Genomic DNA, 14,074 nt, shown 5'->3' with positions numbered 1-14,074 from the left:
TTCGCTCCTTTACCACCGCGATGCATCTTGAAATCCATAGAGTATAACTAAAATATTATACTACTGACTCACAACTTGATCTTTAGGGTTAAATGCAAATACAGCATCTGTTGCCTGTTTTACATTTGCACCTTTAGGTAATTCGATTTTAACAATAGGTAAAAATTTACCTGTTGCATCTTTATAATCACGTTGATCTTTTTGTGCATTAATTAAACCTGCACCGTTTGAATAAAAAAGGGCTTCAATAGGTACTGTTTGTGGCTTATTTTCATCCCAAGGTTGAACGACTATCTCATTATAATTTAAACCATTACCATGATAAGGCATTGCAAGTAATGTTTGATAAAAAGCATCTGCTGGATCTTTAGCCGTCGGTCTAACATCAAATGCACAGACTCCCCATGCAGACTTTCTTACAATAGCCTTATTTAATTGATGAGCGGTGAAAACACCAAAATCTTGGCATGATTTCCCATCTGAAGGTTTAGGCGGTGCACCACAGTAATTTCCCTGACGCCCCCAAGTATTTGCATCAATAACATAGGAGCATAATACAGGAACTTTAACCTTATCTTCAGGGGCCATTTGTTCAGGAAAAAGAATAAAACCATTAACGCTAGCAAATGTATTGCCAAATTTAGCATCTTTTCTTAAATATGAAAAAGAAACTCCATTGTTTTTTATAGAAGATGGATTTAACTTCCAAAATTTAAATCCAGGCCGAGTCCCTCTCATCAAAACTCCAGAGCAAAGAAAAGCAGGTGATTGAGCATCACCACAATCTTTAGCGGTATTATTATATTGTTGGGTTAATATATTCGCAATATCATTTTGTACCTCGGTTTCATTTCCCGTTTGCGTGAAAGCAAAAGTATTTGCTGAAAAAAAGGCAATACTAAGGAGCAAACCTACGATAGGCTTTTTCATAAAATCCTCACTTAATTTAAATTAAAGTATTCTAATTGAAATTAAATTGTTTCTTATTCACTTCCGGGTAGAGTTTTTCATTATTTTTTTTATATCACAACTATCAAATTTGATAGTTGTTCTAATCAATTATTGGACTAGGCTTAATATTAATGTTTTGAGATATTTAACAATACCCAGGTTAAATTATGATTAATTTATATGAATTTTATTCGGATTGTGTTGTTGAGGAGTTTAATGATCTTCATTTTGTTATTAAAACCATTCAATCTATTACTGATATAGAATGGTACTCTCTCTTTTACTCTTCAACTAAAAATAATATTAAAGAGGGAAATTTCATTACCAATAATGATCAATTAGCCTTAAAATATCAAAAAGAAAAATATATCAATAACAATCCCGTTTTTGAATATTGCATAAAAAACACTATCCCTTTCATATGGGATTGCAACAAACTAGAAAAAAAATCACTTTTTTTCCATAAAATTAAAGATTATGGAATAAACCATGGCATATCTTTTCCTATGCATGGTATTAATCATGAGTTTGGCATTTTAACTTTATCTTTTTGTTGCAAAGAAGAGGGTTATATAAGGACAATAAATAGAAATTTCAATCAATTAATGGCATTAAGAGATATAATACTACATTATTTAATTATTTTAAAAAACAAAAAAAACAATATTAAATTAAGTGAAAGAGAAAAAGAAGTTTGCTCTTGGTATTTAATTGGAAAAACAACATGGGAAATATCACGCATACTGAATTGCTCAGAAGCAAATATTAATTTTCATTTTAAAAGAATTAGAGAAAAATTTAATGTTAACTCTAGAGGTGCAGCCATAATAAAGGCCATTGAAAATGGCCAAATAGAATTATGAAGCCTTGTTTTACTATCAAATCTGATAGTTGTGATATAAAAAAATAATGAAAAACTCTACCAGGAAGTGAATAAGAAACAATTTAATTTCAATTAACATACTTTAATTTAAATTAAGTGAGGATTTTATGAAAAAGCCTATCGTAGGTTTGCTCCTTAGTATTGCCTTTTTTTCAGCAAATACTTTTGCTTTCACGCAAACGGGAAATGAAACCGATGTACAAAATGATATTGCTAATACATTAACCCAACAATATAATAATACCGTTAAAGATTGTGGTGATACTCAATCACCTGCTTTCCTTTGCTCTGGAGTTATATTGCGGGGCACTACACATTCAAATGATTATAAATTTTGGCAACCTAGCCCATCATCTATAAAAAGTGGTGGTGTTTCTTTTTCATATTTAAGGAAAGATGCTAAGTTTAAACGCTTAGCTTATGGATATAGAAATGGATTTATTGTTTTCCCTGAAAATATAGCACCTAAAGATAGAGTCGATTTTTCTGTATTGTGTGCATTTCCTATTGATGGTTATACAAATGAGAGAGCGAATCAAGGTTGTGGTGAAAATATTACTAAGGCGAAAGGTAAAGGTAAACCTTGCCAAGAACAAAATGTGATGAATTCCGATGATTGGATAAAAAATTATAGGAAAGTAAACTCTCAAGATCTTTTTCAATGTGGATTTAATGTTACGAAAGATGTAAATAATCCAGCTATAGCTTTCTATCAAATGTTAGAAAGTATCAAAAAACTTCCACGTACTCCTAATACTCCACCAAAACAGAATGAAATCAGAATTTCAACCTGGAAAGAAAGTGATCCTAATAAATTACCTATTGAAGCCCTTTTTTATTCAGAAAATTCAGGTTTAGTTGATGCACAAAAAGATCAGCGTGATTATAAAAACGCAACAGGTAAATTTTTGCCTATTGTTAAAATGCTATTACCAAGAACTTTAAATGAGGATGCATTATTCAAATTTAATATTGAAGATCAAGTTATTAAGTCATAAACAATTATTGGATTACTGCGAGCTCTATTTTTCATACTGAGCTTACCTGTAATCCAACTTCGCTCTTTGTGATGAAACAGAACTCCACTTTGACATCCTCGCCCCCCAAAGGAGGGCGAGGATTCTTACTATGTTCAGACCGGAGTCTGAATCATTTCGGTAGGTTCCTGCTTCACCGGACGGCTTGACTGTACCGTTCCTTCTCCACAGATAAGCACAGCATGTCCTGCCGCTAAAATATTACGAGCGCCGTTTATTATGGCATTCAACTGCTACCTTCAATGGGCTGAAGCGACTGTGCAGCTTCCTTTGCTCAACGCGGCTATCAGACTGAGAACCAGAGACGGTGGCCCAATATTTCTGAGTCGCTCCATAAAGCCACAGCTACGGGCGGGTTTTTCAAGAAAAGTGTCGCTGAAGAATTGTATTAACTGAGGTTTTGTGGAGATAATTGTCATCGGCTTTATTCTCTACTCTCGGTATTTTGTTTGGCGACAATTATCAGATCATAAATAAAGCCTTTTTTCTATCTAAAATAACAGGTTGCTGCTAAAGATCCTGTTTATAATTCCTTGCTAAAAATTTACAAATAATTTCAGACGAAAAATATAAGGTCCTATCCCATTAATAATGATACCGACAAGAAAGAATGATCGTCCGCTCATCTTCCACTTTATAGATCAACCTATGCTCATCAGTAATACGACGTGACCAATAGCCCGTGAGATTATGTTTCAATGGCTCAGGTTTACCAAAACCTCGAAATGGCGTACTTTCTATATCTTTAAGAAGCTCATTAATCCGCTTAACGAGCCTCTTATCATTTTGTTGCCAGTAAAGATAATCTTGCCAGGGTTCATCAGTAAAGATCTTATACATCTAACTGTCTTTCTTGTGAATTTCCATTACTCACCTGCTCTAATGATTTGAGCAAATGCTTAGCGTTAGCCGGTGAACGTAGCAGATAGGCGGTCTCTTCAAGGCTTGCATATTCCGCACTCGAAATAATGACACAATCTCCACCATTTTGTCTGGTGATCAATATTAGTACACAATCCTGAACAGCTTGATCCATAATAGAAGCAAGATTTGCCTTTGCAACACTATATGTTGTCCTCCGCATAATATATCCTTTTCTCGTGTTAATAATACCGAATCTAATAACGATACAATCTCAGAATAAATATCTATGCGCCATCCGTGGCATACTCTCTTTATTTTTATGACTATCGCAAGCCATCCATTTAATTAAGCAGTAGCATCTGAAATTAATTGAGTTGCCGGGGCATCCTGTCCAAATCCTCGCAGCCCAACCACATGCACATGTTCGTGGTTTTTAAACACCTTACGCACCAGTTTATAGGTGGTCCCTTTTTCAGGGCTGATATTTTCCGGGGCAGCGATAATCAACTGCATTTGCAGTCGTTCGCAGAGTTCAAATAGAGTGGCAATGGATTTAGCATCCAGACGCGCCGCTTCATCGAGGAATAGCAACCGACAAGGTGAGATATCTTTACCACGCAGACGGCGGGACTCTTCTTCCCAACTCTGTACCACCATCACCAATATCGACATGCCGGTACCGATCGCTTCACCGGTAGACAGCGCCCCACTCTCTGCTTTCAACCAGCCATCCGATCCGCGGTTAACTTCAACATCCAGTTCCAAGTAGTTACGGTAATCCAACAACTCTTCGCCGATGGTTTGCGGCAAGCGCTGCCCCATATCCACCTGCGGATTCAGGCGTTGATAAAGTTTTGCCATTGCCTCAGAGAAGGTCAATCGCTGGCTGTTAAACAGGTCCTGATGTTGTTCCTGCTGTTCAGAAAGTACATCCAGCAATATTGCATGGCTTTCACGCACATTCACATTTAACCGCACACCACGGACTTGTCCGAAGGAAACAGCTTGCAGCCCTTGGTTCAGCATGCGGATTCGGTTCTGCTCACGCTGAATGGTTTTGCGGATAATATTCGCTACACTCTTCGAGCTAATCGCTAATTTCTGTTCACGGGCCGTCAGCTCTTCCGTCAGACGGGCCAGCTCAATTTCCATCTGTTCAATCGCGTCAACCGGATCGTCAGTACGGATAATATCCTGACGAATGCGTTCACGCAGATGTTGATAAACGGCAATAAAGAATTGTACTTTACGTTCAGGCCGTTTGGGATCTTCCGACAAACGCAGCGCATCACGCAGATGTTCGTTATCAGCCACCGCCAGACGCAACGCACCCAACGCTTTATCCGACATGGAACGTAACGCACCACCCTCCATATAAGCCAGCTCACGACGATGCAAACGACGCTCAACACCATTGTCTTTCACCATGCGCATTACCGCGCACCAACCCGCTTTAGCCGAAACCACTTGTTCACGGATCTGATGATAATCGCGTTCCAGTTTACGCAGTTTTTTCTGCACGCTTTCCATTTCCGCTTCACAGAAGGCGATCTGCTTCTCAAGCTGATTGACTCTGGAACGGTTAACGCTGAGTGCTTCATGCAGTCGATCACGACGCTCGCGGGCACGAATTTCAGCATTCGCATCCGCCTGAACACCGATATCTTTCATCTCCTGTTGCAACTCTTTCAGCATATCCTGCTTGGTTTCGTAAGAGCTTTTCAGGGATGCCAGCACCTGATTAAATTGGGAATACTGCGCTTGCTGTTGACGCAGTTGTTCGCGGGCACGGCTGCGATCCGATTCCGCATGTTCCAGACGCCGACGCAGTTTGTCATTCAGATCCACATTTTCACTGAGCATACCCGCAGAATCACTGTAGCTGAAATGCGCACGCCGCTGTACCACTTCCACCAGCGCGAAAGCCTGTTGTTTAGCCTGATGCTGACTGTGTTTGGCGGTTTCATAATCCTGCTGTAACTGTTCATGTTGCTGTGGATCGCTTTGCAAAACCGCAACCATAGGTTCCAGTTTCGTCAGCGCCGAACCATGTTGTTGCAGGAAACGCGCCGCTTCCTGCGCTTCGTCCAGCTCTTCGCGCACTTCTTCTACGCGATCAATTAAAGTTTCATCCAATAACAGACTGATTTGAGGGATCAGACGGTTTAATGTCGTCAGGCTTTCTTTCGCCTGTGCATACTGCTGGCGCTGCTGTTGAGTCTGATCTTCAAACCGGGACACTTCACGTTCCAGTTCCGTGTGACGCTGTCTCCGTTCACGGATTTCGGCTTCCGGATCGGTATCAAATGCAACAGACAGATGTTTACCAACAAACTGACTGTACGCCTGATGAGCACGCTGTATTTTCTGTACATCAAACGAGAGCGTGGCATAACGCTCTGCCAAGGCATCACGCTCCAGATTCAAGGCTTCTAAACGGTTTTCTCTGGCAGCACGACCAAACAGCGGCAATTCAGGGTAACGGGAGTAACGCCATTGGCGGTCAGACGATTTAACCAGCACTGCATTGGTCTGCTCTTCGGCATTAAATACGCTGTCATCAAAGGATTGTGGATCCCCTTCAATTAAGTAGAGATCTTCCGGACAATCTTCCAGCGTTTCAAGATGCGGACGGACCAGAGAAAGATCCGGCACCACAATGCCGTGACGCGCCGGTCCATACAGGGCCGAGAAATACGGCGCATCATCAATGGTGATATCGTCATAAATTTCTGACAGCAAAACCCCGCCGAAACGTTCTGCCAACGCAATCATCCGGCTGTCTTCCGCGCCGCTTGGTTGGCTGAGGCGCTCAATCTGTTGTTCCAGCTCACGTTTTTGCGCCGCAACTTCATCACGCTCTACCGTGGCTTCACGCTCACGCTCAAGCAGCTGCTGCATATATTCCGTCACGTCATTGCTGCTTGCCAACGTTTCACCACTCTGTTCACACAGTTGGTTCAGGGTATCCTGCGCCGCCAGCCAGACCGGTGCGCGGGCCGTCAGTGACTGAATTTTTTGTTTCAGTTGTTCAAGTTCCTGACGCATCTCTATGCGGCGTTCACCGCTTTCATTGACGCTCAGGCTCAACGCTTCTTGCCGGGCTTCAAGTTCATTTTGCAACGCTTCCAGATCTTCAGCCTGATACTGACGCCCCTGGCGCTGACAAAATTCGCTCAATAAACGCTCTGCGTTCTGCTGGTTGTTCAGCCGCTGTTCCAGTTCAGACAACCGCATCCGCAATGGCTGCACCCGATCCGCCAAGTGTCGCTGTGACGGCCAGTCACGCAGCAATTCGCGGGCACTCTGCCATGCTTCACTGCGGCTGGTTTCGCCAACGATATTTTTAACCAGTTGATATGCCTGTTCGAACTGATGATGCGCCGCGTCCGCAACACTTAATTTCTGCTCCAGCGCCAACAAGGATTCTGTCGCCTGCTGCTCTTTAGCCTGAAAGGTTGACAGCCACGCTTCTGCGTTATCAACACAAAGATCCGGTAACCGGCAAAGCTCACGGGCGCGTTCCAGCGCTTGTAATGCCTGTTGATATTGAATAGCCCGGGTTTGCTGAACATCCAGTGCCTGCTGGTAATCCGCCAACTGGCTTTTCAGTTCATCCACTTCCTGTTCCGCCGCTTCCGCTCTGGCTTCATATTCAGCCTGAAGCTCTCCTGCTTCTTCGACAACGTCTGTTTGTTCCTCCAAACGGTAAGACAGCTCTTCCAGATCCACCTGATAACGGTCGATTTTTTCCTGCTGGCGCATAGCGGTCTGCACCAAGTTCAAGTGGTCACTGGCCGCCTGATGATCCGCCTCCAAATCGGAAGAGGCACCACTCTGTTCAGCCAGCTCACGGGCCATTTCAACATGGCGATACCGCTCAGTTGCCAGTTGTTTATGGCTGCCAAACAGTTCACCACGCAATGCTAACGCTTCATCCAGATGAGTACGGCGCTCATTGGCATGACGCATATAGTCAGCAGAAACATAAGAAGTTGCTTCGGTGATCAAATGTTTGAACAGATCGCGATCAGATTGGGTTACCCGAATAGCTTCCAGCGTTATGCGGTTTTCACGCAATGCGGCTTCCATATCCTGAAATGCCTTGCGGACACCGCTGTTTTCCGGCAACAGGTAATCGCGCAGGGAGCGGGTAATCGCACTGGAGATACCACCGTACAGGGAAGCTTCGATCAAGCGATAGAATTTACTGCGATCACCGGCTGAACGCAGGCGTTTGGGGATCACGCCCAAATCAAACATCTGCGCATGATAATCCGTGATGGAGTTAAATTGTTTGAACTGCACGCCTTCCATTTCATCAAGGCGATCTTTCAGTTCATTCAGCGGCAATACACGCGCCTGTCTTTCACCCACATTTTCAGTCAGTAATTGAGTCGGCTGGATAGCCGTCGGCAGCCCTTGGATCATAAAAGGTTTGATATCAACTTTTCGGTCACGGCCCGCCACTTGTTGCAATCTCACCCCAGCCACCACCCGCTGATGACGAGAGTTAATTACATCCAGGGTTGAGTAACAGACTCCCGCGCGTAATTTACCGTGTAATCCTTTATCACGGGAACCGGAAGTGGCACCGGCTTCGGTGGTGTTACGGAAATGGAGCAGCGTTAAATCAGGAATAAGCGCTGTGACAAATGCCGCCATAGTGGTGGATTTACCCGCGCCATTGCCACCTGATAAGGTGGTCACCAGTTCATCAAGATCAAAAGTTCTGGCAAAAAAACCATTCCAGTTAACCAGCGTCAGCGAACGAAATTTACCGCGTTCAATCATGGTTGTTCATCTCCCGCACCCTCTACTGATTTATCCGGTGTTTCATCATTTTCACTGTCATCAAGCGACAAGCTGCCTTCAACCGGCATTGCCTCACCATCACGGATCATCCTCAGTTGTACTTCACGAGGATCGTCGCCACTGCGTACATCAGCACCAAAACGGAATACCGCCTCGGTGATGGTAAATTTGTTGTTGTCATTGGGCAGGAAATAGACCATGCCCAAACGGCGCAGGCGGTTCAGCGTCGTGCGCATTTTTTCCTGTAATTTCTGTTTATCCAGATCCGAACCGGAAGAACGCTGGTTGACAAACTTCATCAGTTTGCCCTCATCAGCCAGTGAGAGCAGTTCTTCATACAATTCCTGAGAGGTAAAAATCCCCTGATTAGCCAGCCGTTCCGGGCTGAGATAGAGATAACAGAGGATTTTACCTACCATCATATCCAGCTCTGATAATACCGAACGCGGGATCAATGTGGTTGAACGAGGCCGCAGATAGAAGAAGCCTTCCGGTGCACGGATCAACTCCACATTATAGCGGGCGTAAAATTCTTCCAATTGCTCCTGAAAATCCATCAGAAAAGCATGATTATCAAGATCATCTATCCCGATATGACGGCCCGCGCGAAGCTGGCTGTCCAGTTCCGGGAAAAGTGAATTGGCTAACGCCTGTGCCAGTTTAATCGGCATAAATTGTTCAATATGTGTCGATGACATGTGCCTGTACCTTGGCTCCGTAATCATTAATCGCTAACCATTCCGCTGGCAACCCAGAGAAATCCGCTTCTGCAATACCCAACCGCACAGCCTGATCCACCAAAATACGCGCCACATCAAAGTGACGGGGAAGCGGATGTTGAGCAAGGTAGTCTCTTAGCACCGCCCCCAAATCCAGTGGGCGTTGTTCCTGCTGATATACCAACAGGGCTTTTTCAATCATCGCTGCCAGTTGCTCGTTTATTTCACTGAATTCTTCATATTCCAGTTCTGACGGCAGTTCGCCGGTCACTTCTTCATTACGTAACGCCAGTTCTTGATCACGCATATCCAGTAAACGCTCTGCGTTGGCAACGGTGAGGGTCCACGGGTTATCAAAATAGTGTTGCACTGATTGACGTAAGCGCTGAGAGAAAATACGGTTTTTATCCATATCAATCGCGGTACGGATAAATTTGTGAACGTGGCGGTCGTAGCCAATCCATAAGTCAATTGCCTGCTGACCCCAACTGATAATACGGTCCAGTTTGCTTTGCAGATCAAATACCAGTTTATCAACCAGCTCTGATCCGCCACTGCCCATATTCGCATCCTGAATACGCAGCAAATTGGCCTGTAGTTTATCTCCGGCCGCTTCCAGTGTGTCTTGCAGCTCCCGCAATGTCCCTGATGTTTCTGATAATAGCTGTTCACAGTTGGCAATCGCGGCTTGCCAGTCTTGATTCAGCAACGCCGCGATATCTTCTTTAACGAAGTTTTGCTGTTCGTCCATCAGGCGTTGGGACATATCAATGCTATCGAAGATTTCCGCAACGGAATATTTCAGCGGCGCAAAGACGTTGCGATGCCAATGAAATTCATCGCCCCCTTCTTCCGCTGCCTCTGCTGCCCGGTGCAGCTCATTCGCCACAATCGAAAGCTGCATAGAGAGGCGTAAGGTAGAAAATTCCCGCTGGCGAATGTAATAGTCACTGATACTGATGCCAAGCGGTGTTAAGCGATAGATTGCGTTGCCATCAGCCAGCTCACTGGTAAAACGGTTAAGCAGTTTCTGGCGCACCATGTCATTGATGGCATTGTTAGCCCGTGCCGCGACGGATTCCGCAGTTTGTTCGAATCCTTTGCAAACTTCACGAAAAGCATCAATCAGCTCCCCTTCGCTCATCTCACCATCAAGACGCTCGCTGTTTAATACCGAGATAGCCATCAGAAAAGCCAGCCTTTCCACCGGCAAGGAGATGGAAAAATCATTTTTCCTGGCCCAAGACACCAGTTCCGGGATAGTCTGGGAATATTCACTCATAATACATCCTTTAATGCTGGCTTGCGTGCCATTACATGAATGTAACGCCCCAAACTGATATAAGGCTCCTGTCGGCAATAACGCTGCTCTAATTCCAGCAACGCCGGAAAGTTTTCGCGCTGTAATTGGCGACTTTGCAAATAGTCGTGAAAAACACGTACACCGGTTTTACCGGTAATCACCATATTTAATTCATCAAGCCATTGATATACCTGTTCAGGCACCAACGGATTCTGAGGAGACAGTGAACGTTTTCTGCGACGCGGCATATTGGGTGTCGCCAAATGAAAATTACCTAAAATGGCATTTCGCATGACCAAGCCATTGGCATTGTAAAACATTAAAGACAGAGCACCGCCAGGATTAATGATATTCGTTAATACTTCTATTGCATATTTCTGATCGGTAATCCATTCCAGTACTGCATGAAACAATACCAGATCTACCGGCTGTTCTATATATTGGTTAATTTCCTGTACCGGGCTTGGTATAAATTGCATATTTTGACTGACACCTTTTTCTTTGGCAGTCAACTTTGCCCGTTGGATCATTTCTTCTGATAAATCGCAAAGTATCACCTGATGACCCAGTTCAGCTAATTGACATGCCATATTCCCTTCACCGCCACCCGCATCTAAAATACGTAGTGGACGTCGTGGTAATTGAGCCAGTAATTCGCTGATATCCTGCCAGACAACGGCTTGCCTGATTTTACCTTTGGTTGTGCCGTAAATATTACGAGAGAATTTGTCTGCAATATCATCGAAATTGCGATCCCGCATGAAAAACTGCCTCACTAATGGAATAGATCTGATTTATCTGTTGAGATTTCATTATGCCAGCTGCTATTTTGGCACAGCATTCATTGACATAACCACTTTTGACTACAAATCGTGGGCCACATGGCTATAATTCAATCAAATTAAGGCAAATAAATGCTATTTTTATTTAAAAAGTACCTTGGTGCAATGGTAATGCCTCTGCCATTAATATTACTGATTTCACTTGCTGCCTTATGCCTGTTGTGGTTTACCCGTTGGCAAAAAACAGGGAAAACGGTTCTGACGTTCAGTTGGCTTGCTCTGCTTCTGCTCAGTCTGCACCCCGTTGCCGATAAGCTACTGTTACCATTGGAATCGGTTTACGCTAAAGCCTACCAACCTGATCCCGGTAATATCAATCCACCGGTTGATTATATCGTCGTTCTTGGTGGTGGCTTCACTTATAACCCAAATTGGGCACCCAGTTCAAACCTGTTCAACAACAGTTTGCCGCGGGTAACAGAAGGCATCCGTTTATATCGCCTCAACCCCGGCGCTAAAATGGTCTTTACCGGTGGTCAGGGAGTGAATACTAAAAGCAACGCGGAAGTCGCCGCTATAGTAGCACAATCTCTGGGAGTGCCCGCAGAAGATACTATCGCACTGACAAAACCCATGGATACAGAACAAGAAGCACATGAAGTTGAAAAATTGATTGGCAAGCGCTCTTTTATTTTGGTCACTTCCGCCAATCATATGCAGCGGGCAATAACTTTCTTTAAACAACGTGGATTGAACCCTATTCCCGGCCCGGCAAATCAATTGGCGATCACGTCCTCTTTACATCCCTGGGAAAAATACCTGCCATCCGCTTACTTTCTGTCTCATTCAGAACGAGTATGGTATGAAACTTTAGGTACTATCTGGCAACGTATTAAACCATCGAAAAGTTCAGAGCACCCACAAACATCAGAACATGCTCAACCGGTAAATGATCCGCAAACCACGCCTTGAAATAACATGGAGAAACGAAGGCGCAAATAGTAATAACATGACACGCTTTCGTTAACCCAAAAATGAGCTCAAATAAGTCATTAGATTTCAGCAAAAACTTTCCTGACCGCAGCTAAATCTTCTGGCGTATCAACCCCCGCTCCCGGCGCTTTTAGTGCAATACCAACATGGATCTTCTCGCCGTACCAAAGTACCCGCAATTGTTCCAGCATTTCAATTTGCTCTAACGGGCTTGGCTCCCATTGCACATAACGACGGATAAAACCCGCGCGGTAGGCATAAATACCAATATGGCGCAGGAAATTATCACCAATCATGTTCCGTGATTGCATAAAACGGTCACGTTCCCAGGGGATCGTCGCTCTGGAGAAATAGAGTGCATAGCCCTGTTTATCCATCACTACTTTCACCGCATTGGGGTTAAAGGCTTCTTCCGCGTCACAGATTTTCACCGCCAACGTTGCCATGCCAGCCTGGCAAGCCGCCAGATTCGCTGCGACTTGTTGAATAATTTCTTCAGGAATTAATGGTTCATCACCCTGAACATTGACAATAATCTCATCATCGGAGAGTTGATATTTTTCAATAACTTCTGCTAACCGCTCAGTACCAGAATGATGATTCTCATTGGTCAGACAAGCCTCACCACCCGCAGCCACAACCGCATCAGCAACATCGTGATTATCAGTTGCCACAATAACCCGTTCAGCACCGGAACGCATGGCGCGCTCCATAACCCGCACAATCATTGGCTTACCATGAATATCAGCTAATGGTTTACCGGGTAAACGAGTAGAAGCAAAGCGGGCAGGAATAATAACGGTGAACATACCTTATTTTCCCTCATCCAGAGGTAATTCACGAGCTTCGTGGTCTAACAGAACGGGAATACCATCACGTACAGGGAATGCCAGTCGATCCAACTTACAGATAAGTTCAGAATTCTCTTTATCGTAACTGAGCTTGCCGTTACATACAGGGCAAGCAATAATTTCGAGTAAACGGTGATCCATATACATCCTCCAGTTATGGAGCTTTCATTTGATGCGGCTCAGAATAACATAAGCCTGGTGTCACCGTTAACTCTTGTTATTTGATCTTTCGATCCTTTTCCCAATCTCATTCACCAGAATCCAGATAGAGGAAATGCGAAGGTTCAGAACCATCTCAGTAGATGTTATGCTTTTGTCTGAGAGTCGATTTAGCTCTCTCTTTAATCATAAAGAGCGACAAATAAAATAATCTAATGAGATGAAGTCTTAAAATGCAATGACATCGGTTGCAATTAAGCTATAACCGTTGCGAGTAATTGAAAATTCTACATTTTGCCCTTCTGTGAGTGATTTGCTTTTTGTATTAGCAATCGCTTTTCTTCTGACCAATATGTCTTGTCCCCCATCTTGTGGAGAAATAAAACCATATCCTTTATTCTCATCAAACCATTTCACTCGGCCCATCTTTAATTGTAATGTCATGATAAATCCCCCATTTGTTCATCTCACAATAATTCAATTTATTGTTTTTGATGTTTTTTACCCTTGATTAAGTTTTCGAATAGAACCTCGTCTCAGTTTCAATACGTTAAAATACACTTAATTCGAGTAGCACATTTGTTTAAGTCATGGATACAAACAACAAGTATCCTGCCGATATTGCCGATGACTGAACCAAGTTCATACAACGGTTGTTCATCTACAATGCATCGTTTTAATATCATTTAACAATGATAAAAAATCAAATAAATCTGG

General features: G+C 43.5%; 14 protein-coding genes and 1 pseudogene. 3 read left to right on the top strand and 12 right to left on the bottom strand.

The features are described 5' to 3' along the window. Positions 1-60: 60 nt before the first annotated feature. Positions 61-930 carry a hypothetical protein gene (locus tag C5471_RS09745; protein WP_133814563.1) on the bottom strand — a complete coding sequence of 290 codons (870 nt, stop codon included), beginning with the start codon at positions 928-930 and terminating at the stop codon, positions 61-63. Positions 931-1,118: 188 nt separating this feature from the next. On the opposite strand from C5471_RS09745, the gene C5471_RS09740 reads away from it, so the two are divergent. Both C5471_RS09740 and C5471_RS09735 read left to right on the top strand, forming a co-directional pair. Further along, entirely contained in the window at positions 1,119-1,814 is a 696-nt protein-coding gene (locus C5471_RS09740) for a helix-turn-helix transcriptional regulator (RefSeq protein WP_133814562.1), read from the top strand. 127 nt (positions 1,815-1,941) lie between these two features. After that, entirely contained in the window at positions 1,942-2,832 is an 891-nt protein-coding gene (locus tag C5471_RS09735; protein ID WP_133814561.1) for an N-acyl homoserine lactonase, read from the top strand. A 134-nt stretch (positions 2,833-2,966) separates the two neighbouring features. Here C5471_RS09735 and C5471_RS23950 read toward each other — a convergent pair. The 8 genes and pseudogenes from C5471_RS23950 to cmoM form a co-directional block, all read right to left on the bottom strand. Beyond that, positions 2,967-3,098, bottom strand: a pseudogene (locus tag C5471_RS23950) (RNA-guided endonuclease InsQ/TnpB family protein); the annotation flags it as partial. 12 nt (positions 3,099-3,110) lie between these two features. After that, positions 3,111-3,290 (bottom strand): hypothetical protein, encoded by a 180-nt coding sequence (locus C5471_RS09730; RefSeq protein WP_133814560.1) that lies wholly within the window; start codon positions 3,288-3,290, stop codon positions 3,111-3,113. Positions 3,291-3,456: 166 nt separating this feature from the next. Further along, complete coding sequence (locus tag C5471_RS09725) at positions 3,457-3,711, bottom strand: Txe/YoeB family addiction module toxin (RefSeq protein ID WP_133814559.1); 255 nt, start codon at positions 3,709-3,711, stop codon at positions 3,457-3,459. After that, a complete protein-coding gene (locus tag C5471_RS09720) occupies positions 3,704-3,955 on the bottom strand; it encodes a type II toxin-antitoxin system prevent-host-death family antitoxin (RefSeq protein WP_133814558.1) in 252 nt (83 codons plus the stop codon). Before C5471_RS09720 ends, C5471_RS09725 begins: the two co-directional genes overlap by 8 nt. Before the next feature lie 125 nt (positions 3,956-4,080). Further along, positions 4,081-8,529, bottom strand: coding sequence for a chromosome partition protein MukB (gene mukB, locus C5471_RS09715; protein WP_133814557.1), 4,449 nt, complete (start codon positions 8,527-8,529; stop codon positions 4,081-4,083). After that, positions 8,526-9,248, bottom strand: coding sequence for a chromosome partition protein MukE (gene mukE, locus C5471_RS09710; protein ID WP_133814556.1), 723 nt, complete (start codon positions 9,246-9,248; stop codon positions 8,526-8,528). Before mukE ends, mukB begins: the two co-directional genes overlap by 4 nt. Then, positions 9,229-10,551, bottom strand: coding sequence for a chromosome partition protein MukF (mukF, locus tag C5471_RS09705; protein ID WP_133814555.1), 1,323 nt, complete (start codon positions 10,549-10,551; stop codon positions 9,229-9,231). Before mukF ends, mukE begins: the two co-directional genes overlap by 20 nt. Continuing rightward, the gene (gene cmoM, locus C5471_RS09700; RefSeq protein WP_133814554.1) at positions 10,548-11,333 is read right to left on the bottom strand and encodes a tRNA uridine 5-oxyacetic acid(34) methyltransferase CmoM; all 786 of its coding nucleotides are present in this window, start codon (positions 11,331-11,333) and stop codon (positions 10,548-10,550) included. Before cmoM ends, mukF begins: the two co-directional genes overlap by 4 nt. Before the next feature lie 153 nt (positions 11,334-11,486). Between cmoM and elyC the strand changes: the two genes are divergently transcribed. After that, positions 11,487-12,326, top strand: a complete 840-nt coding sequence (gene elyC, locus C5471_RS09695) for an envelope biogenesis factor ElyC (RefSeq protein WP_133814553.1) — start codon at positions 11,487-11,489, stop codon at positions 12,324-12,326. 80 nt (positions 12,327-12,406) lie between these two features. Here the strand turns inward: elyC and kdsB are convergent, their stop codons facing one another. The 3 genes from kdsB to C5471_RS09680 all read right to left on the bottom strand — a co-directional run bounded on the left by kdsB (position 12,407) and on the right by C5471_RS09680 (position 13,801). Continuing rightward, positions 12,407-13,156, bottom strand: coding sequence for a 3-deoxy-manno-octulosonate cytidylyltransferase (kdsB, locus tag C5471_RS09690; protein WP_133814552.1), 750 nt, complete (start codon positions 13,154-13,156; stop codon positions 12,407-12,409). Between the two features lie 3 nt (positions 13,157-13,159). Then, a complete protein-coding gene (locus C5471_RS09685) occupies positions 13,160-13,339 on the bottom strand; it encodes a Trm112 family protein (protein WP_133814551.1) in 180 nt (59 codons plus the stop codon). A 246-nt stretch (positions 13,340-13,585) separates the two neighbouring features. Continuing rightward, positions 13,586-13,801: a cold-shock protein gene (locus tag C5471_RS09680; protein WP_133814550.1), complete on the bottom strand. Its 216-nt coding sequence runs from the start codon at positions 13,799-13,801 to the stop codon at positions 13,586-13,588. Positions 13,802-14,074 lie beyond the last annotated feature (273 nt).

Origin of the sequence: Photorhabdus tasmaniensis, assembly GCF_011189505.1 — a bacterium.
Taxonomy (GTDB): Bacteria; Pseudomonadota; Gammaproteobacteria; order Enterobacterales; family Enterobacteriaceae; genus Photorhabdus; species Photorhabdus tasmaniensis.
The sequence above is the reverse complement of the archived record's forward strand: the minus strand, read 5'-3'. Positions and strand labels throughout refer to the sequence as shown.